Origin of the sequence: Bradyrhizobium sp. I71 (assembly GCF_022354745.1) — a bacterium.
Lineage (GTDB): Bacteria > Pseudomonadota > Alphaproteobacteria > Rhizobiales > Xanthobacteraceae > Bradyrhizobium > Bradyrhizobium liaoningense.
This window is the reverse complement of record NZ_CP059398.1, coordinates 7,032,148-7,048,622: the sequence shown is the minus strand read 5'-3', so window position 1 is coordinate 7,048,622 and position 16,475 is coordinate 7,032,148. Positions and strand designations below refer to the sequence as shown.

Genomic DNA, 16,475 nt, shown 5'->3' with positions numbered 1-16,475 from the left:
AGCGAGCCCGATCAAGGCGTTAACCACCCGGGAGAGCCCGGGATGGCCGCTGCCCGGCTCAAGCCCCCAGGAGCTCCCGCAGCTGCCGTTTCAGCACCTTGCCGTTGGCATTGCGCGGCAACGGGTCTGCGATGATCGCCATGGTTTCGGGCACCTTGTAGTCCGACAGCCGCTCCGCGCACCAGGCCCGCAACTCCGTGTCCGCGACCAGGCTGCGCGTCACCACGACCGCATGGACGCGCTCGCCCAGCACGGGGCATGCCCTGGCAATGATCGCGCTCTCGACCACGGCGGGATGCCCCGCCAGCACGGATTCGACCTCGGCCGAATAGATCTTCAGGCCGCCACGGTTGATCATGTCCTTTTGCCGGTCGAACACGCGGACAAACCCCTCCGCGTCGACCGAGCCGAGATCGCCCGAGTGCCAGAACCCGCTGGTGAAGCTTTCGGCCGTGGCTTTGGGGTTGTTCCAATAGCCCTTGATGACGGAGGCGCTCTGGATCCAGAGCTCGCCGATCTCGCCGTGAGGCAGTTCGCGCCCATCCGGATCCATCGCCACAATGCGCGCGCCGGGACACGGCAGGCCGACACTGTCGATGTGGCTCGCCGTCAGCTCGCCCGGCATGATCGTCGAGGGCGACGTCGTCTCGGTCGCGCCGTAGCAGTTCATCAGCTTCAGGCCGGGAATCTTCTCCTTGAGCTTCTCGATGGTCGCGACCGGCATCGGCGCGCCGCCGAAGCCGCCGATGCGCCAGCTCGAGAGATCGTAGCCGTCGAAATCGGGCTGCAGCAGGCAGAGATTGTACATCGCCGGCACCATCACCGTGTAAGTGACGCGCTCGCGCGCGGCGAGCTTGAGGTAATCGGCGGCCTTGAACTCCGGCATGATGATCAGCGCGCCGCCGCAGCGGATCATGGTCGTGATGTTGGCGACGACGCCGGTGACATGGCCGAGCGGCACCGCTGCGATGGAACGGTCGGTTTCCGTCAATTGCAGGCAGGAGACGAAGACCATCGAGGAATGCACGATGTTGCAATGGGCCAGCATCGCGCCCTTCGGCTTGCCCGTGGTGCCCGAGGTGTAGAGGATCATCGCGGTGTCCTCCTCGCTGACCTCGACAGGCGCCGCGGCCGACGGGTTGTCGGCGAGCACCGCGAACCGCGACAGAGCCGGATCATCGTCGACGGCGATACGGTGCATCACATCGGGCACATCCTGCGCATCCGGCAGCCGCTCGGCGAGCGCCGCTTCGTGGATCAGGATCTTTGCGCCGCAATCGGTCAGCACATAAGCGATCTCCGGCTTCTGTTGGCGCGTGCCGAGCAGCACCGTCACCAGCCCCTCATGCGCGGCGGCAAACAGCAGCAGGGGAAACTCGACGCGGTTACCGAGCAGGATCGCGACACGGTCGCCGCGCTGCAATCCAAGCCTGCGAAATCCCGCTGCAATCCGTGCGGCCTGCTCCACGGCCTGCTGCCAGCTCAGGCGGACATTGCCTGCGATCAGCGCTTCACCATCGGGATTGCGGGCGCAGGCTTCCGCGATCATCGCCCACAGGCTCGCCGGCCGATCCCGGAAGGCGGGCACGACCCGATCACCAAAACGCGCCTCGTACCGCATCGGCGGGAGCTGCGATTGCGACCAGTCCATCGGCGTGCCTCGGTGTTGTTGCTCTTGCTCCCTTCCGCGCATAGGCAAGCAGCTCCTGTCTTGTGCAGAACGGCTAGACGCCGATGACGGGAACACCGATCACGACCGGATGGAATGCGAACGCCAGCGCCAAATAGGCGACGATGCCGACCGCCACTGCGATCAGATCGTTGGTGATGCCGCCGACCGGAATCGGCGGGCCGCCGGCGTCGGTGCGATGCTTGAGCGAAATACGGTCATACACGGCCCAGCCCAGGAACGAGCCGAACAGGATGATGGAGCCGAGATCGCCGTTGGCGAGCAGGTGCGCGGCAGCCCACAGCTTGATGCCCGCCAGCATCGGGTGCTTCAATGTCACATAGATGCGGCCGCGCAGATATGACGCGACCACCAGGATGACCGCGGGCAGCATCAATGCGAGCGTGATGTGCTTCATGGCCTTCGGCGGATACCAGACGTCGATCCAGCCGCTGGCGCGATACTGGGCATAGCCCCAGATGATCATCGCGAGCCCCGCCAGCGAGATGAGCGAATAGAGGATCTTGTAGGACCCCTCGCCCAGCCTTGCGATCGCCTCGGCGCGCATCTCGCGTTTGGTTGTGAACACATGCGCCGCAAAAAACAGCGCAAGCCCCAGGATCATGACCAGCAGACCCACGACATCCTCCCCTTTTGGCCACAGCCCCCGCCTCTGAGGTATCATCGATTGGCTCGCGGTCGCAACTCTTCCTCCTCATGGTGAGGAGGCGCGTCAGCGCCGTCTCGAACCATGCAGGCCCGGCTGTTGCGACAGCGGGGCCTTTCATCCTTCGAGACGCGCGCGGTGCGCGCTCCTCAGGATGAGGAGACAGAGCGGTGCTACTTCGCAAGCTCGCGATTGTCGACATAGCGGATCGCGATCGGCCTGCCCGCCAGCGCGCCGCCAAAGCCGCTGGTGAATTTCAGCGGCAGGCAGGCCTTCAACGATGCGTTGATGGCATTGAGATAGGTCGCTCGGGTGTCGGCGGGGACGCCCGCGGTCGCAAATGTCATGCGCGGCGGGCCAATCAGACCGCCCGACCGGTTGAGGCTGAACCGCACCGACATCTGCATGCCCGCCCGCGCATCGTCAGCGGGAGGAGGTGACCAGCACGAACGCAGCTCGGCGAAGAGATCTCCGATCGTATCAAGGTCATGATCGGGCCGCCGGTACTTCGCAATGTCGGCTTGCGATGGAACGCTTTCGACCGTGAGCTGGAGAGTCTCGCCGAATGGAAATGGAATTTCGGTGATGCAAGGTCCCTGAAAAGGCCCGCCGCACGGCTCATACGAGAACGGCTCTTCTTCGAGAGGGCGGCGCCATGCATCGGCCGATGACGGCAGGATTGTCACAAGGAGGAGTACAAGGAGAGTGCGCCACATGACCACGAAACCACGGTACCCGTCCCGATGGAAAGTGGCACTGGCCGCGCGCGTATCAAGCCTGCGCTCGTTCACATACGCGTTCAAATCCGCTCCTGGATGCCCCGGTCAAGCCGGGGCATGGTAGCGGAGGGTATGGCTGCGCGGCGGACGGACGTGGCTGCCCTACCCCTTCTTCTTGACGTCCTTGACATTGCTGAACTCGATGCCCTCGGCGCGCTCCCTGGTGTAGCCGAGATAGAATTCGTTCCGGGCGAGATACACGGGATCGCCGTCGACATCGTCGGCGATGCTGGAGGTGTTGGCGGCGATGAAGGTGTCGAGCTTCTTGCGGTCCTCCGAGGAGACCCAGCGCGCCAGCTGAAACTCGCTGACCTCGAACTCGACCGGCAGCGAATATTCCGCCTCGAGCCGCGCCTTCAGCACGTCGAGCTGGAGCGCCCCGACCACGCCGACCAGCGCCGGCGCGCCGTCGCGCGGGCGGAACACCTGCACCACGCCCTCCTCCGACATCTGCTGAAGCGCTTCCTTCAGCTTCTTCGCCTTCATCGCGTCGGTGAGACGGACGCGGCGGACGATTTCCGGAGCGAAGCTCGGTACGCCGACGAAGTTGAAATCCTCCCCTTCCGTCAGGGTATCGCCGATGCGCAGCGTGCCGTGGTTGGGAATACCGACGACGTCACCCGCGAAGGCTTCGTCCGCGACCGAGCGGTCCTGGGCGAAGAAGAATTGCGGGCTCGACAGCGGCATGCTCTTGCCGGTGCGCACCAGCTTCGCCTTCATGCCGCGGCTGAGCTTGCCGGAGCACAGACGTGCGAAGGCGATGCGGTCGCGGTGGTTCGGATCCATGTTGGCCTGGATCTTGAACACGAAGGCGCTCATGCGCGGATCGGTGGCCTCGACCTTGCGCTGGTCGCTGTCCTGCGCACGCGGCTCGGGCGCGAACTTGCCGAGGCCTTCCAGGAGGTCGCCGACGCCGAAATTGCGCAGCGCGCTGCCGAAATAGACCGGCGTCAGATGACCTTCGCGGAACGCCCCGAGCTCGAACGGCTTTGACGCCGCGGTGACGAGCTCGAGCTCGTCCTTCACGGCAGCGACGTCGAGATTGGCGTTGAGCTTGGCCAGTTCCTCGATCTCGATCTGCTGCGCCGCACCGGTCTTGGCGCCACCGCCTTCGAGCAGGCGCACGCCGCCATTGACGACGTCATAGGTGCCGAGGAAGTCGCGGCCGCGACCGACCGGCCAGGTCATCGGCGTGGTATCGAGCGCCAGCGTCTTCTCGATCTCGTCGAGCAGCTCGAAAACGTCGCGGCTCTCGCGGTCCATCTTGTTGATGAAGGTGATGATCGGAATGTCGCGCAGGCGACACACCTCGAACAGCTTCCGGGTGCGCGCCTCGATGCCCTTGGCGGCGTCGATCACCATCACGGCGGAATCGACCGCGGTGAGCGTGCGATAGGTGTCTTCCGAAAAGTCCTCGTGGCCCGGCGTGTCCAGGAGGTTGAACACGAGGCCTTCGAACTCGAAGGTCATCACCGAGGTCACGACCGAGATGCCGCGTTCGCGCTCGATCTTCATCCAGTCCGAACGCGTATTGCGCCGCTCGCCCTTGGCCTTGACCTGGCCGGCGAGATTGATGGCGCCGCCGAACAGCAGCAGTTTTTCGGTCAGCGTGGTCTTGCCGGCGTCAGGGTGGGAGATGATCGCAAAGGTCCGCCGCCGCGCCACTTCAGCGGCAAGCGGGGAACGGGCCGGCGATTCGGCTGTGGTGATGGCGATGTCGGACATGGCGGGAGCGTGTGGCAGGGAAAACGGGCCTGATCAAGCCTCATTTGGTGATTGCGGAGCCATTCGGCCAGCCCCATATCGGCTTTCGGGAAGGACGGCCTTCCGTTTCTCAGCACCTCAGCCGCGGGGACGACCCTGCCTGAAATGGAGGGCCGTCATGGCCTGGAGCATCCTGTTTGTCGCCGGCCTTCTCGAGATCACGTGGGCGATTGGCCTGAAATACACTGAGGGGTTTACCAGGCTTGTGCCATCGGTGATCACCCTGGTTGCCATGGCCGGCAGCGTCATCCTGCTCGGACTTGCGCTCAAATCGCTCCCGGTCGGAACCGCCTACGCGGTCTGGACCGGCATCGGCGCGGTGGGCACTGCGACGCTCGGCATCGTCCTGTTCGGCGAGCCGGCAACGGCCATGCGCCTTGCCAGCATCGCCCTGATCGTCGCCGGGATCATCGGACTGAAGCTCGTCACCTGACGAAGATCTGCACCAGCCACCACGTCAGCGCCGCGACGATGGCCGAGGCCGGGATCGTGATCACCCAGGCATAGACGATCGAGCTCGCGACGTTCCAGCGGACCGCCGAGACGCGGCGGGCGGCGCCGACGCCGACGATGGCGCCGGTGATGGTGTGGGTGGTCGAGACGGGAACTCCGAGATAGGTCGCCATGAACAGGGTCGCGGCGCCCCCCGTTTCGGCGCAAAAGCCCTGCATAGGCGTCAATTTCGTGATGCGCAGGCCCATGGTGCGGACGATGCGCCAGCCGCCCATCAGCGTGCCCAGCGCCATCGCCGCCTGGCAGGACAGCACTACCCAGAACGGCACCGAGAACTCGCTGCCGAGATGACCCTGCGAATACAGCAGCACCGCGATGATGCCCATGGTCTTCTGCGCATCGTTGCCGCCATGGCCGAGCGAATAGAGCGAGGCGGAGGCGAATTGCAGGATGCGAAAGGCGCGATCGACCGCGAACGGCGTCGAGCGCACCGAGGCCCAGGAGACGATCGCCACCAGCATCATGGCGAGCAGGAAGCCGACCAGCGGCGACAGCACGATTGCCAGCACCGTCTTGGACAGGCCGCTCCATACCGCAGCCGAAATCCCCGCCTTGGCCATGCCGCCGCCGACGAGGCCACCGATCAACGCGTGCGACGACGAGGACGGGATGCCGAGCGCCCAGGTCACGAGGTTCCAGACGATCGCGCCGACGAGCGCTGCGAAGATCACCTGGGCGTCGACGACCGCGGGATCGATGATGCCGGTGCCGATGGTCTGGGCGACGTGCAGTCCGAACACCATGAAGGCGATGAAATTGAAGAAGGCGGCCCAGAACACCGCGAATTGCGGCCGCAACACGCGGGTCGAGACGATGGTCGCGATCGAATTGGCAGCGTCGTGCAGGCCGTTCAGGAAGTCGAACAGCAGCGCGACGGCGATCAAGCCGACCAGGATGGGAAGACCCAACGCGGCATCCACGGCGGCCCTGCCTTACACCTTGCGCATGATCTGAGCGGAAAACCGCAGGACACTTTTCCGGATCATGCGTTACACCTGCTCGATGACGATGCTGTTGATCTCGTTCGCGACGTCGTCGAAGCGATCGGCAACCTTCTCGAGATGGTCGTAGATCTCGACGCCGACGATGAAGTCCATCGCATTGCCCTCGCGATGCTTCAGGAACAGCTCCTTCAGGCCGATGTCGTGGAGATCGTCGACCCGGCCCTCCAGCTTGCCGAGCTCTTCGGTAATGGCGGTCAGCATGGCGACGTTCGGGCCGATCGATTGCATCAGCGGCAGCGCACGCCCGACCAGATTGGCGCATTCGATCAGGAGCCCGCCGATCTCACGCATGGGCGGCTCGAAGGTACGGACCTCGAACAGCATGACCGCCTTGGCCGTCTGCTGCATCTGGTCGATGGCATCGTCAAGCGACGTGATGAGGTTCTTGATGTCGCCGCGGTCGAATGGGGTGATGAAGGTGCGCCGCACCGCCGTCAGCACCTCACGGGTGATGTTGTCGGCGTCGTTCTCGAACTGGTTGACGCGCTGGCAATAGACCGGCGTCTCCTCGCCCCCATTGAGCATGCCCTGGAGCGCGATCGCGCCCTGGATCACCGTCTGGGCATGCCGGTCGAACAGGTCGAAGAACCGTTCTTCCTTGGGCAGGAACGCACGAAACCAACGCATCATGGGGATAGGCTACCGGTTGGAAATGGTCAGGCCCGGAGGGCTGTCATGAAACTGTCATAGACCATTTTCGATCCGCGCGCGTGTCATCTCACGCCCGCGGAGCCGGGTCATCCACCGCTTTCATGCACCAGTGAAATTGTTGCAATATCAATTGCTTAGAGCGACCTGCGGAAGTAATGCGCGATTTCGCCGATGACGCCGCGGCGGAAGGTGAGCACGCAGATCACGAAGATCGCGCCCTGGATCACCGTCACCCACTGGCCGAAACCCGCCAGATATTGCTGCATGGCGATGATGACGAAAGCGCCGACCACGGGGCCAAAGATGGTGCCGAGGCCACCGACCAGCGTCATCAGCACGACCTCGCCCGACATCGTCCAGTGCACGTCGGTGAGCGAGGCGTTCTGCGCCACGAACACCTTCAGCGAACCGGCAAAGCCCGCCAGCGTGCCCGACAGGACGAAGGCCAGGAACTTGTACTGGTCGGTGCGGTAGCCGAGCGAGATCGCGCGCGGCTCGTTCTCGCGGATCGCCTTCAGCACCTCGCCGAACGGCGAGTTGATGATGCGGAAGATCAGGAGGAAGCCGGCAAGGAAGCCCGCCAGCACGACGTAATAGAGCACCGTGGGCTTGGAGAGATCGAAGATGCCGAACATGTGCCCCTGCGGGATGCCCTGGATGCCGTCCTCGCCGTGGGTGAATGGGGCCTGGAGATAGATGAAGTACAGGAGCTGCGACAGCGCCAGCGTGATCATCGAGAAATAGATGCCCTGGCGGCGAATCGAGATGTAGCCGGTGATGATCGACAGCACGAACGCCGCAGCGATGCCGACGAGGATGCCGAGCTCCGGCGGCAGCGCCCACACCTTCAGCGCATGCGCGCTGCAATAGCCCGCCGTGCCCAGGAACATCGCGTGGCCGAAGGACAGCAGGCCGCCGTAGCCGATCAGCAGATTGAAGGCGCAGGCAAGCAACGCAAAGCACAGCGCCTGCATCACGAAGAAGGGATAGACTCCCGTGAATGGCACGGCCGCCAGCAGCAGCGCCATCACCACGAACACGATCATCTCGTCGCGCATCGCGCGAGGGGTCACCGGCAGCGTGTCGTCCGTCAGGGTTGTCATCTCAGGCCGCCCTTCCCGTCAATCCCGTTGGCTTCACCAAGAGCACCAGCACCATCAGCACGAACACGACGGTGTTGGAGGCCTCGGGGTAGAAATACTTGGTCAAGCCCTCGATCACACCGAGCGCGAATCCGGTGATGATGGAGCCCATGATCGATCCCATGCCGCCGATCACGACCACCGCGAACACCACGATGATGAGGTCGGCGCCCATCAGCGGCCGCACCTGGTTGATCGGCGCCGACAGCACGCCGGCGAGCGCGGCAAGGCCGACGCCGAGACCGTAGGTCAGCGTGATCATGCGCGGCACGTTGATGCCGAAAGCGCGCACCAGCGTCGGATTTTCGGTGGCGGCGCGCAGGTAGGCGCCGAGCTGCGTCTTCTCGATCAGGAACCAGGTCGCAAGGCACACCACCAGCGAGAACACGACGACCCAGCCGCGATAGACGGGTAAGAACATGAAGCCGAGATTCATGCCGCCCTTGAGCTGGTCCGGAATGGCGTAAGGCAGGCCGGAGGAGCCGAAATAGTTCTGGAACACGCCCTGCACGATCAGCGCAATGCCGAAGGTCAGCAGCAGGCCGTAGAGATGATCGAGCCCGGTCAGCCATTGCAGCATGGTCCGCTCGAGGATCATGCCGAAGATGCCGACGATGATGGGCGCGAGCAGCAACGCCCACCAGTAGTTGATCCCGCCGAGGTTCAGCAGGAAATAGGCGACGAAGGCGCCCATCATGTAGAGCGCGCCATGGGCGAAATTGATGATGTTGAGCATGCCGAAGATCACGGCAAGCCCGAGACTGAGCAGCGCGTAGAACGAGCCGTTGATCAGTCCCACCAGTAGCTGAGCGTATAGAGCCTGCATCGATCCCGCACCCGGTCCCTTCGGCGTTCCCTGAAAGTCGCCCGCAGGCCTCGAGGCCTGCGGGCCGTTATCTTACTTCTTCAACAGCGCGCACTTGCTCTCGGCCAGCGGCGTGAAAGCCTGGTCGCCCGGTACCGTGCCGACCAGCTTGTAGAAGTCCCATGGCCCCTTGGACTCCGAGGGCTTCTTGACCTCGAACAGATAGGCGTTGTGGATGGTGCGGCCGTTGGGCTGGATCTCGCCCTTGCCGAACAGGTCGTCCTCGGTCGGCATCGACTTCATCTTCTCGACGATCTTGGCACCGTCATGCGAATTGCCGCCGAGCGCTTCCAGCGCCTTGAGATAGTGACGCACGCCCGCATAGACGCCCGCCTGCACCATGGTGGGCGGGGCATTGTTCTTCATCTTCTCGGCGAAGCGCTTGGAGAAGGCCCGGGTCTTGTCGTTCATGTCCCAGTAGAACGTCTCGGTGAAATTGAGTCCCTGCGCCGTCTCCAGGCCGATCGCCTTGACGTCGGTGAGGAAGAGCAAGAGCGCCGCAAGCTTCTGGCCGCCCTTGCCGATGCCGAACTCGGCCGCCTGCTTGATCGTGTTGGTGGTGTCGCCGCCGGCATTGGCAAGGCCGATGATCTTGGCCTTGGAGGCCTGCGCCTGGAGCAGGAAGGAGGAGAAGTCCGGCGTGTTGAGCGGATGCTTGACGCCGCCGACCACCTTGCCTCCGTTGGCCGTGACGACCGCGCTGGTGTCGCGCTCGAGCGCCGCACCGAAGGCGTAGTCCGCGGTCAGGAAGAACCAGGTGTCGCCGCCGGCCTTCACCAGCGCCTGGCCGGTGGTGTGGGCCAGCATGTAGGTGTCGTAGGTCCAGTGCACGGTGTTGGGCGAGCACTGCGCATTGCTGAGGTCGGAGGTCGCCGCACCCGAATTGATGTAGACGCCGTTCTTTTCCTTGATCACGTTGTTGACGGCAAGCGCCACGCCCGAGTTCGGCACGTCGACGATGACGTCGACCTTGTCGACGTCGAACCACTGCCGCGCGATCGCGGTGCCGATATCGGGCTTGTTCTGGTGATCGCCGGAGATGACGTCGATCTTCCAGCCCTTCGCGGCGAGGCCGGAATCCTCGACCGCCATCTGCGCGGCGAGCGTCGAGCCGGGGCCGCCGAGGTCGGCATAGAGCCCGGACTGATCGGACAGCGCGCCGATCTTGACCGTCTTGTCCTGCGCCGACGCGACGCCTGTTGCGGCGAAGGTGAGCGCGGTGGTCAGCAGCAATGACGCAATCGACCTGGTCTTCATGCAACTTTCCTTTTTGAATTTTCTCGTTGGCAGTTCTTCAACTTGAGCGGCCTCTTCGGAAAATCGCTACACACTTTGCGCTGACGCGGCGCTCCGGGTCCTGATCATGCTCTAGACACCCAAATAGGTGTGCAGCTTGTCCATGTTGGCGGCGAGCTCCGAGTTGGAGAATCCGTCAATGATCTTGCCGTGCTCGACCACGTAGTAGCGGTCGGCGACGGTGGACGCGAAGCGGAAGTTCTGCTCGACCAGGAGGATCGTGAAGCCCTCCTTCTTGAGCCGCGCAATGGTGTGACCGATCTGCTGGATGATGACGGGCGCAAGGCCCTCGGTCGGCTCGTCCAGCATCAGGAAGCTCGCGCCGGTACGCAGGATGCGCGCGATCGCGAGCATCTGCTGCTCGCCGCCCGACAGCTTGGTGCCCTGGCTGCCCAGCCGCTCCTTCAGGTTCGGAAACAGATCGAAGATCTGGTCGAGCGGCAGCCCGCCCTCGCGGACGACCGGCGGCAGCATCAAGTTCTCCCGCACGTCGAGGCTGGCGAAAATGCCCCGCTCTTCCGGGCAGAACGCGATGCCCATCCGCGCGATCCTGTCGGAGGTCGCGCGGATGATCTCCTGGTTGTTGAACTTCACCGAGCCGGAGCGCTTGCCGATGATGCCCATGATCGACTTCAGCGTGGTCGTCTTGCCGGCGCCGTTACGCCCGAGCAAGGTGACGACCTCGCCCGCGTTCACGTCGAAGTTGATCCCGTGCAGGATGTGGGACTCGCCGTACCAGGCTTCGAGGTTGCGGACTTGGAGGATGGGTCCGCCGGTCGCGGCCCTGGCCGGGGCCTCGGCGATCGCAGTGTCAGGCATGACCGGCTCCCAGATAGGCTTCCTTGACGCGCTCGTCCTTGGTGAGCTCGGAGTAATGGCCCTGCGCGAGCACCTGCCCGCGCGTCAGCACGGTGATGATGTCGGAGAGATTGGCCACGACGCTCAAATTATGCTCGACCATGAGGATGGTGTATTTCGCCGAAATGCGCTTGATCAGCGCCGCGATCTTGTCGATGTCCTCGTGGCCCATGCCGGCCATCGGCTCGTCGAGCAGCATCATCTCTGGGTCGAGCGCGAGCGTCGTTGCTATCTCAAGTGCGCGCTTGCGCCCATAGGGCATCTCGACCGCCGGCGTGTTTGCAAACTCGCTGAGGCCGACATCGTTGAGCAGCTCGCGCGCGCGATCGTTGAAGCGGTTGAGCACGGACTTGGAGCGCCAGAAATCGAACGAGGAGCCGTGCTGGCGCTGAAGCGCGACACGGACGTTTTCCTGCGCGGTGAGATGCGGAAATACCGCCGAAATCTGGAACGAGCGCACGAGGCCCATGCGGGCCACGTCGGCCGGCGCCATCGCCGTGATGTCCTGCCCCTTGTACAGGATTTTCCCGGCTGACGGTTTGAGGAACTTGGTCAAGAGATTAAAGCAGGTCGTCTTGCCGGCCCCGTTCGGGCCGATCAACGCGTGAATGCTCCCACGGCGAACCTTGAGCGCAACGTCGCGGACGGCGAAGAAGCCCGCAAACTCCTTGGTCAAGCCTTCCGTTTCGAGAATGAACTCATCGGCCAAACAGATTTCCCCCTGCCCGCACGCGGCGCGTGGCTGTCCTTGTTGCTTCGGCTGTCCGGAGGACTTGGAGCCCAACCGGAGCGCCGCCTCCGGGCGCGGAATATGCCGGAGGTGACGGGGGTTAGGCAAGGCGGAAAGCTGAGCAGGTCAGGCCTCCGGCTGGGATACAAATGCTCCCTTAGTCGGAGATGTCTGGATGTCGTGCCTGCCCGGCCTCCCGGTTCGCAAGGCACCGGCCATCAAGCCGTCGTTAACGGTCTTTCGTTCCGTGCGCCAGCCTTCATCGAAAATTTTCCCACAAGCGGGATCATGCGCGCGTCTTCTCGTGCGGAGAATATTGCTTTGGATTTTGCAAACGCCGCTCCCTCCGTCGTCAAATCGATCCGGCAACGCGATCTCCTGAACACGTGGCTGCGACTTTATGCGCGCCAGCAGGTCGCGCCGGCGATCTGGGAGTATCAGCCCGCGCGACTCGAGGAGGAGCTCTCGGATCTCATCTACTATACGGTCGAATTTTCGACGCCGACGCCGCGCCTCATCATCCAGAGCGAAGGCACGCGCATCTCGCGTGCCTATGGACATACCGGCAAGGGCGTTCTGCTCGATGATTATGTCGGGCCGCGGCTCGCCCCGTTCGTGATGCCGATATATCATGAATGCGTCGCGCGCGGGCTGCCCGTCTACAGCATCGCCAATGTCGAGGACACCTACGGGCGCATCGTCGCCTATGAACGGCTGCTGCTGCCCTTCCAGACCGACGGCAAGGTCTGTCACGTCATCGCGTCGATCAAGACGTTCTGCGAGGACGGCGGCTTCGAGATCAAGAACCTGATGCGCGGAAATGACGCGCTGCCCCGTCCAAAGTTACGCGCTGTGATCGATCGCGAGCTGTTTCACCGCGCCCCTGCCCGCATCGCGCCCGCCGAGACGGTCGAGTTCTCCGACCAGCCGGGGCCCGGCACCACCGCCGAGACCATCGAGCTGAACTAGCGGTCAGCGCGCTTTGGCGCCGACCTCCTTGGCATAGATATCCGGCTTGAAGCCGACCAGCAGCTTGCTGCCGATTTCCAGCACCGGCCGCTTGATCATCGATGGTTGCGCTAGCATCAATGCCAACGCCCTCTTCTCGCTCAAGCCCTCCTTGTCGGAGTCTGGAAGCTTCTTGAAGGTCGTCCCGGCGCGATTGAGCAGCGTCTCCCAGCCGACCTTGTCGCTCCACTGCTTGAGCTTGTCCTTCTCCACGCCCGCCACCTTGTAGTCGTGAAACTCGTAAGGCACGCCATGAGCATCGAGCCAGGCGCGGGCCTTCTTCATGGTGTCGCAGTTCTTGATGCCGTAGATGATGTTGGACAAGACGTTTCCTCGCGCATGCGTGATGCTTCGGTTGCGGCGTTGTACGAAACTCCGGTTCGCGCGACAATATTGCGGACCACCCCAACTCTCCGAGCGGACATCCCATGCACGTTACCCACGATCCCGCAGCTGCCGCCTCACCGACCATCGACTTCAACAGCTTCCTCGCGGTCGATGTCCGTGTCGGCACCATCGTCGACGCCAAGCCGTTTCCGGAGGCGCGCAAGCCGGCCTGGCGGCTGTGGATCGACTTCGGCCCCGCCATCGGCGTGCGCAAGAGCTCGGCCCAGATCACCGAAAACCACCCGCTCGATACCCTCGTTGGGCAACAGGTCGCGGCCGTCGTCAACTTCCCGCCGCGCCAGATCGGCCCGGTCGTGTCCGAGGTGCTGACCCTCGGTTTCCCCGATGCAAGCGGCAAGGTCGTGCTGGTGCAGCCGAGCAAGCCCGTGCCGAACGGCGGACGCCTGTTCTAGGGAAGGTCACGGCCGCTTCGGAATGTTCAGCCCGCGCTGCACCGCCGGACGCGCCAGCCCGCGTTCGAGCCAGGCGCCGACCGCCTTGAACCGGCTGAACTCCACCAGATCGCCGGCGCCGTAGAACCCGATGAGATTCCGCACCCAGCCGAGCATGGAGATGTCGGCGATGGTGTAGTCGTCATCCATGAACCACCGCCGGCCGGAAAGATGCGTCTCCATCACGCCGAGCAGGCGTTTGGACTCATTGACGTAACGCTCGAGCGGCCGCTTGTCCTCGAAATCCTTGCCGGCGAATTTGTGGAAGAAGCCGACCTGGCCGAACATCGGCCCGATGCCGCCCATCTGAAAGTGCACCCACTGGATGGTCTGGTAGCGGCGAGCGGGGTCCTCCGGCAGAAGCTTGCCGGACTTCTCCGCGAGGTATTGCAGGATCGCTCCGGACTCGAACAGCGGCAGCGGCCTGCCCCCGGGACCGTTGGGATCGAGGATCACCGGGATCTTGCCGTTCGGATTGAGCGAGAGAAACTCCGGCGTCTTCTGATCGTCCTTGCCGAAATCGACCAGGTGGACTTCGTAGGGAAGTCCGATCTCCTCCAGCATGATCGAGACCTTGACGCCGTTTGGCGTCGGCAAGGAATAGAGCTGGAGCAGTTCGGGATGTTTCGCCGGCCAACGTTTGGTGATGGGAAAGGCGGACAGATCGGACATCGGGACCTTTGGTGCATGGACTGAGGCGTGCTCAATCTAGGCGAGGCGCCGTGCGGCGCAAGTCACACTTCGTCCCGGCGAACCTGCGCTTATGGCGGCAGCGTCGCCATCGCCACAATCGGGGTCATCGCCTCATGCTGCAGTCGATGCTCGATGAACCGTTCACCCGTGATCAACAGCACCGCCGTAAAGGCGATCGCAAGCATCGCGGTCGCCAATTGGCACACGTCGTACATGGCATTTTGTCCCTCAACAGCCTATGGCGTAAAACGTCGGCTCCGGCGCCACGTTCCGAGGCGGCATGGAAATATTGCTGTTTTTTCCCGGATTGCGCTGCGAAGACATCGCGCTGTTCCGGCAGCCCGCGGAGGGACCAATGCCCCCCTCGCGCGTTGTCGCGGGATGAACATCGAGAAACGCGCTCTGCTCGATCACGCTGAACGCTGTCGCCGCGTCGCGAACGATCTCGCGCACAGCGAAGCCGCGCGACGGTTGCGAGCGATGGCCGACGAATACCAAGCGAGAGCAACAAGACTGAACGACGAGGGCGCCTCCTCGAATCCAGGCCGCAATAGTCGCAGCCACTTCGAAGGTGAAGGCGATCGGGACGGCTGATCGACCTCAAAAGTTGATCTCCATCCGCAATCCGCGCGGATCGATCTCCTCTCCGCCGACACGTTGCGTACTGTCGCGTGCCGCGACCGCGCAGGCACACGCATCGATGAGATCGTCGCGGCCGATGCCGGTGCCGTGGCGAAGCGTCAGCCATCTTTGGACCCTGGTGAAGCCCCGGTCTCTCAGCAGCGCAACGCGTTGCTCGCGGCCCCGCGGCGACGTCTTCGGCTCGAGCCGCACACGCCCTGCCAGATTCCGGAACACCAATTCCGGATGCGCTTCGCCGATCGTTGCCTGCCGCGCCGGTGTCATGACCTCGTCAACCTCTCTGATCTTGTCCCTGATATTCCAGAGCTGCGCCGATACTCCCCTGCCCTTGCCTTCATGCGTCCAATAGAAGCGGTTGGCCGCCGCCATGTCGGGAAAGCTCCAGAGGTCTCTGCGCGCGCCAAGAAACACGGCAGGGCCGATCAGCTCGCGCGCACGCAGATCGCACGCGCGATAGCCGCTCGGCTTCAATCCGATCGGCATGTCGATCATCGCACGCACATGCGGCAGCGCGAGCAGACGCGTCAGGCCCGGCGAATAATCGAAGCCGTGATCGCCGCGCTCGTCGATCCAGGCGGCGACCCAACCGAAGCGAAATCCATCAAGGCCGAGATAGTTTGGCACCTCATGCGTCCGTCATTGCCAATTTCTTCGCGCGCGTCTCGCTTGACATCCGCAAGTTGCGGGCGTATGTCCCGCGCCCTCGCAAGCGCTTCCGCTTGCGACAGACACCATGAACCGAGCGATGTCGTACCGCTACGAAAGAATTGTCCGCATGCCGAATAGCCCAAAGCTATTCGATTGCGCATGCCCGGCTCATGGGAGCGATCTTGCCTGACCGCAAGATCGACAGTCCGCTTCTCACGGACCCTCCCGAGCCTGCCGCTCCGGAGGTTTTTTTATTGCCCGCCGCGCGGCCCAACCAAACAACCCGGCATCGGCCGGAACGGGAGACCCGGATCCCGGGGCTCGCGCTGAGAAGGCGCGTGCTCAAATGCGCGGGGCCTGCCGGAGGGAACGAGGCGATGAGCCGGACACCGATGGCAGAGCGAACCCGAAGGGTTCGCAAGATGCGGCGCGTCGACAGCGCCGCGATAGAATTTTTGTAACTCGGTTTGCTGCTGTCATCGCGGCTCAACCGACGCTGGTGGTGAAGATGTCGGATACTTCTCCACACGGCAAAGCGGGTATGCCTCCCGCCTTTGACACACGAACCGGGATGCGGCCTCGGAAAAGGTACGCACGCGGCCCGGCGCAGGTCCATCCGCAAGGACGGTCCTGTGTTGTCGTCACTGAAGCCGATATCGCCCGTTCCCCAGCGTACCCCTCAACGGCCGGTGCGAAAGCATCGGCCT

Annotated in this window: 19 protein-coding genes; 4 read left to right on the top strand and 15 right to left on the bottom strand. The window is 63.6% G+C overall.

Annotation, left to right across the window (positions count from 1 at the left end; all coding sequences use genetic code 11):
* Positions 1–58 precede the first annotated feature (58 nt).
* From FJV43_RS33405 to FJV43_RS33390, 4 genes are all read right to left on the bottom strand, one after another.
* Positions 59–1,651 carry a class I adenylate-forming enzyme family protein gene (locus FJV43_RS33405; protein WP_239623211.1) on the bottom strand — a complete coding sequence of 531 codons (1,593 nt, stop codon included), beginning with the start codon at positions 1,649–1,651 and terminating at the stop codon, positions 59–61.
* A gap of 73 nt (positions 1,652–1,724) precedes the next feature.
* Positions 1,725–2,309, bottom strand: a complete 585-nt coding sequence (locus FJV43_RS33400; RefSeq protein WP_239623210.1) for an NnrU family protein — start codon at positions 2,307–2,309, stop codon at positions 1,725–1,727.
* A 200-nt stretch (positions 2,310–2,509) separates the two neighbouring features.
* Positions 2,510–3,052: a hypothetical protein gene (locus FJV43_RS33395; protein WP_239629723.1), complete on the bottom strand. Its 543-nt coding sequence runs from the start codon at positions 3,050–3,052 to the stop codon at positions 2,510–2,512.
* A gap of 165 nt (positions 3,053–3,217) precedes the next feature.
* On the bottom strand, positions 3,218–4,840 hold the full coding sequence (locus FJV43_RS33390) for a peptide chain release factor 3 (protein ID WP_197966718.1): 1,623 nt from the start codon (positions 4,838–4,840) through the stop codon (positions 3,218–3,220).
* Positions 4,841–4,997: 157 nt separating this feature from the next.
* Here FJV43_RS33390 and sugE point away from each other — a divergent pair, with 157 nt between their 5' ends.
* Positions 4,998–5,312 carry a quaternary ammonium compound efflux SMR transporter SugE gene (gene sugE, locus FJV43_RS33385; protein ID WP_239623209.1) on the top strand — a complete coding sequence of 105 codons (315 nt, stop codon included), beginning with the start codon at positions 4,998–5,000 and terminating at the stop codon, positions 5,310–5,312.
* Here the strand turns inward: sugE and FJV43_RS33380 are convergent.
* From FJV43_RS33380 to FJV43_RS33350, 7 genes are all read right to left on the bottom strand, one after another.
* Entirely contained in the window at positions 5,305–6,312 is a 1,008-nt protein-coding gene (locus tag FJV43_RS33380; RefSeq protein WP_239623208.1) for an inorganic phosphate transporter, read from the bottom strand. The two genes, sugE and FJV43_RS33380, sit on opposite strands and share 8 nt — an antisense overlap.
* 69 nt (positions 6,313–6,381) lie before the next feature.
* Positions 6,382–7,026, bottom strand: a complete 645-nt coding sequence (locus tag FJV43_RS33375) for a DUF47 domain-containing protein (RefSeq protein WP_061876714.1) — start codon at positions 7,024–7,026, stop codon at positions 6,382–6,384.
* Positions 7,027–7,181: 155 nt separating this feature from the next.
* Positions 7,182–8,150: a branched-chain amino acid ABC transporter permease gene (locus FJV43_RS33370; RefSeq protein WP_239623207.1), complete on the bottom strand. Its 969-nt coding sequence runs from the start codon at positions 8,148–8,150 to the stop codon at positions 7,182–7,184.
* A 1-nt stretch (position 8,151) separates the two neighbouring features.
* Positions 8,152–9,015, bottom strand: coding sequence for a branched-chain amino acid ABC transporter permease (locus FJV43_RS33365; RefSeq protein WP_028178028.1), 864 nt, complete (start codon positions 9,013–9,015; stop codon positions 8,152–8,154).
* Between the two features lie 72 nt (positions 9,016–9,087).
* The gene (locus tag FJV43_RS33360) at positions 9,088–10,311 is read right to left on the bottom strand and encodes an ABC transporter substrate-binding protein (protein ID WP_239623206.1); all 1,224 of its coding nucleotides are present in this window, start codon (positions 10,309–10,311) and stop codon (positions 9,088–9,090) included.
* 111 nt (positions 10,312–10,422) lie between these two features.
* Positions 10,423–11,169: an ABC transporter ATP-binding protein gene (locus FJV43_RS33355; protein ID WP_028178026.1), complete on the bottom strand. Its 747-nt coding sequence runs from the start codon at positions 11,167–11,169 to the stop codon at positions 10,423–10,425.
* A complete protein-coding gene (locus FJV43_RS33350) occupies positions 11,162–11,917 on the bottom strand; it encodes an ABC transporter ATP-binding protein (protein WP_028178025.1) in 756 nt (251 codons plus the stop codon). The genes FJV43_RS33355 and FJV43_RS33350 overlap by 8 nt, the downstream gene beginning before the upstream one ends.
* Positions 11,918–12,226: 309 nt before the next feature.
* Between FJV43_RS33350 and FJV43_RS33345 the strand changes: the two genes are divergently transcribed.
* Positions 12,227–12,907, top strand: a complete 681-nt coding sequence (locus FJV43_RS33345; protein ID WP_239623205.1) for a hypothetical protein — start codon at positions 12,227–12,229, stop codon at positions 12,905–12,907.
* A 3-nt stretch (positions 12,908–12,910) separates the two neighbouring features.
* Here FJV43_RS33345 and FJV43_RS33340 read toward each other — a convergent pair whose 3' ends face one another.
* Positions 12,911–13,270, bottom strand: a complete 360-nt coding sequence (locus tag FJV43_RS33340) for an ArsC family reductase (protein WP_239623204.1) — start codon at positions 13,268–13,270, stop codon at positions 12,911–12,913.
* Between the two features lie 104 nt (positions 13,271–13,374).
* Here FJV43_RS33340 and FJV43_RS33335 point away from each other — a divergent pair, with 104 nt between their 5' ends.
* Positions 13,375–13,746 (top strand): tRNA-binding protein, encoded by a 372-nt coding sequence (locus FJV43_RS33335; RefSeq protein WP_239623203.1) that lies wholly within the window; start codon positions 13,375–13,377, stop codon positions 13,744–13,746.
* 6 nt (positions 13,747–13,752) lie between these two features.
* Here the strand turns inward: FJV43_RS33335 and FJV43_RS33330 are convergent, their stop codons facing one another.
* Both FJV43_RS33330 and FJV43_RS33325 read right to left on the bottom strand, forming a co-directional pair.
* Entirely contained in the window at positions 13,753–14,457 is a 705-nt protein-coding gene (locus FJV43_RS33330) for a glutathione S-transferase N-terminal domain-containing protein (RefSeq protein WP_239623202.1), read from the bottom strand.
* A gap of 89 nt (positions 14,458–14,546) precedes the next feature.
* A complete protein-coding gene (locus FJV43_RS33325) occupies positions 14,547–14,693 on the bottom strand; it encodes a hypothetical protein (protein ID WP_239623201.1) in 147 nt (48 codons plus the stop codon).
* A gap of 166 nt (positions 14,694–14,859) precedes the next feature.
* Here FJV43_RS33325 and FJV43_RS33320 point away from each other — a divergent pair, with 166 nt between their 5' ends.
* Entirely contained in the window at positions 14,860–15,072 is a 213-nt protein-coding gene (locus tag FJV43_RS33320; protein ID WP_239623200.1) for a hypothetical protein, read from the top strand.
* A gap of 6 nt (positions 15,073–15,078) precedes the next feature.
* On the opposite strand, the gene FJV43_RS33315 is transcribed toward FJV43_RS33320, so the two are convergent.
* Positions 15,079–15,744, bottom strand: a complete 666-nt coding sequence (locus FJV43_RS33315; protein ID WP_239623199.1) for a DUF429 domain-containing protein — start codon at positions 15,742–15,744, stop codon at positions 15,079–15,081.
* Positions 15,745–16,475 lie beyond the last annotated feature (731 nt).

What these genes read in the sequence shown, in the direction of transcription:
- FJV43_RS33405 (WP_239623211.1), bottom strand. Translation starts at nt 1,651, where the DNA reads ATGGACTGGTCGCAATCGCAGCTCCCGCCGATGCGGTACGAGGCGCGT.
- FJV43_RS33395 (WP_239629723.1), bottom strand. Translation starts at nt 3,052, where the DNA reads ATGTGGCGCACTCTCCTTGTACTCCTCCTTGTGACAATCCTGCCGTCA.
- FJV43_RS33390 (WP_197966718.1), bottom strand. Translation starts at nt 4,840, where the DNA reads ATGTCCGACATCGCCATCACCACAGCCGAATCGCCGGCCCGTTCCCCG.
- sugE (WP_239623209.1), top strand. Translation starts at nt 4,998, where the DNA reads ATGGCCTGGAGCATCCTGTTTGTCGCCGGCCTTCTCGAGATCACGTGG.
- FJV43_RS33375 (WP_061876714.1), bottom strand. Translation starts at nt 7,026, where the DNA reads ATGATGCGTTGGTTTCGTGCGTTCCTGCCCAAGGAAGAACGGTTCTTC.
- FJV43_RS33370 (WP_239623207.1), bottom strand. Translation starts at nt 8,150, where the DNA reads ATGACAACCCTGACGGACGACACGCTGCCGGTGACCCCTCGCGCGATG.
- FJV43_RS33365 (WP_028178028.1), bottom strand. Translation starts at nt 9,015, where the DNA reads ATGCAGGCTCTATACGCTCAGCTACTGGTGGGACTGATCAACGGCTCG.
- FJV43_RS33360 (WP_239623206.1), bottom strand. Translation starts at nt 10,311, where the DNA reads ATGAAGACCAGGTCGATTGCGTCATTGCTGCTGACCACCGCGCTCACC.
- FJV43_RS33355 (WP_028178026.1), bottom strand. Translation starts at nt 11,169, where the DNA reads ATGCCTGACACTGCGATCGCCGAGGCCCCGGCCAGGGCCGCGACCGGC.
- FJV43_RS33345 (WP_239623205.1), top strand. Translation starts at nt 12,227, where the DNA reads ATGCGCGCGTCTTCTCGTGCGGAGAATATTGCTTTGGATTTTGCAAAC.
- FJV43_RS33335 (WP_239623203.1), top strand. Translation starts at nt 13,375, where the DNA reads ATGCACGTTACCCACGATCCCGCAGCTGCCGCCTCACCGACCATCGAC.
- FJV43_RS33330 (WP_239623202.1), bottom strand. Translation starts at nt 14,457, where the DNA reads ATGTCCGATCTGTCCGCCTTTCCCATCACCAAACGTTGGCCGGCGAAA.
- FJV43_RS33325 (WP_239623201.1), bottom strand. Translation starts at nt 14,693, where the DNA reads ATGTACGACGTGTGCCAATTGGCGACCGCGATGCTTGCGATCGCCTTT.
- FJV43_RS33320 (WP_239623200.1), top strand. Translation starts at nt 14,860, where the DNA reads ATGAACATCGAGAAACGCGCTCTGCTCGATCACGCTGAACGCTGTCGC.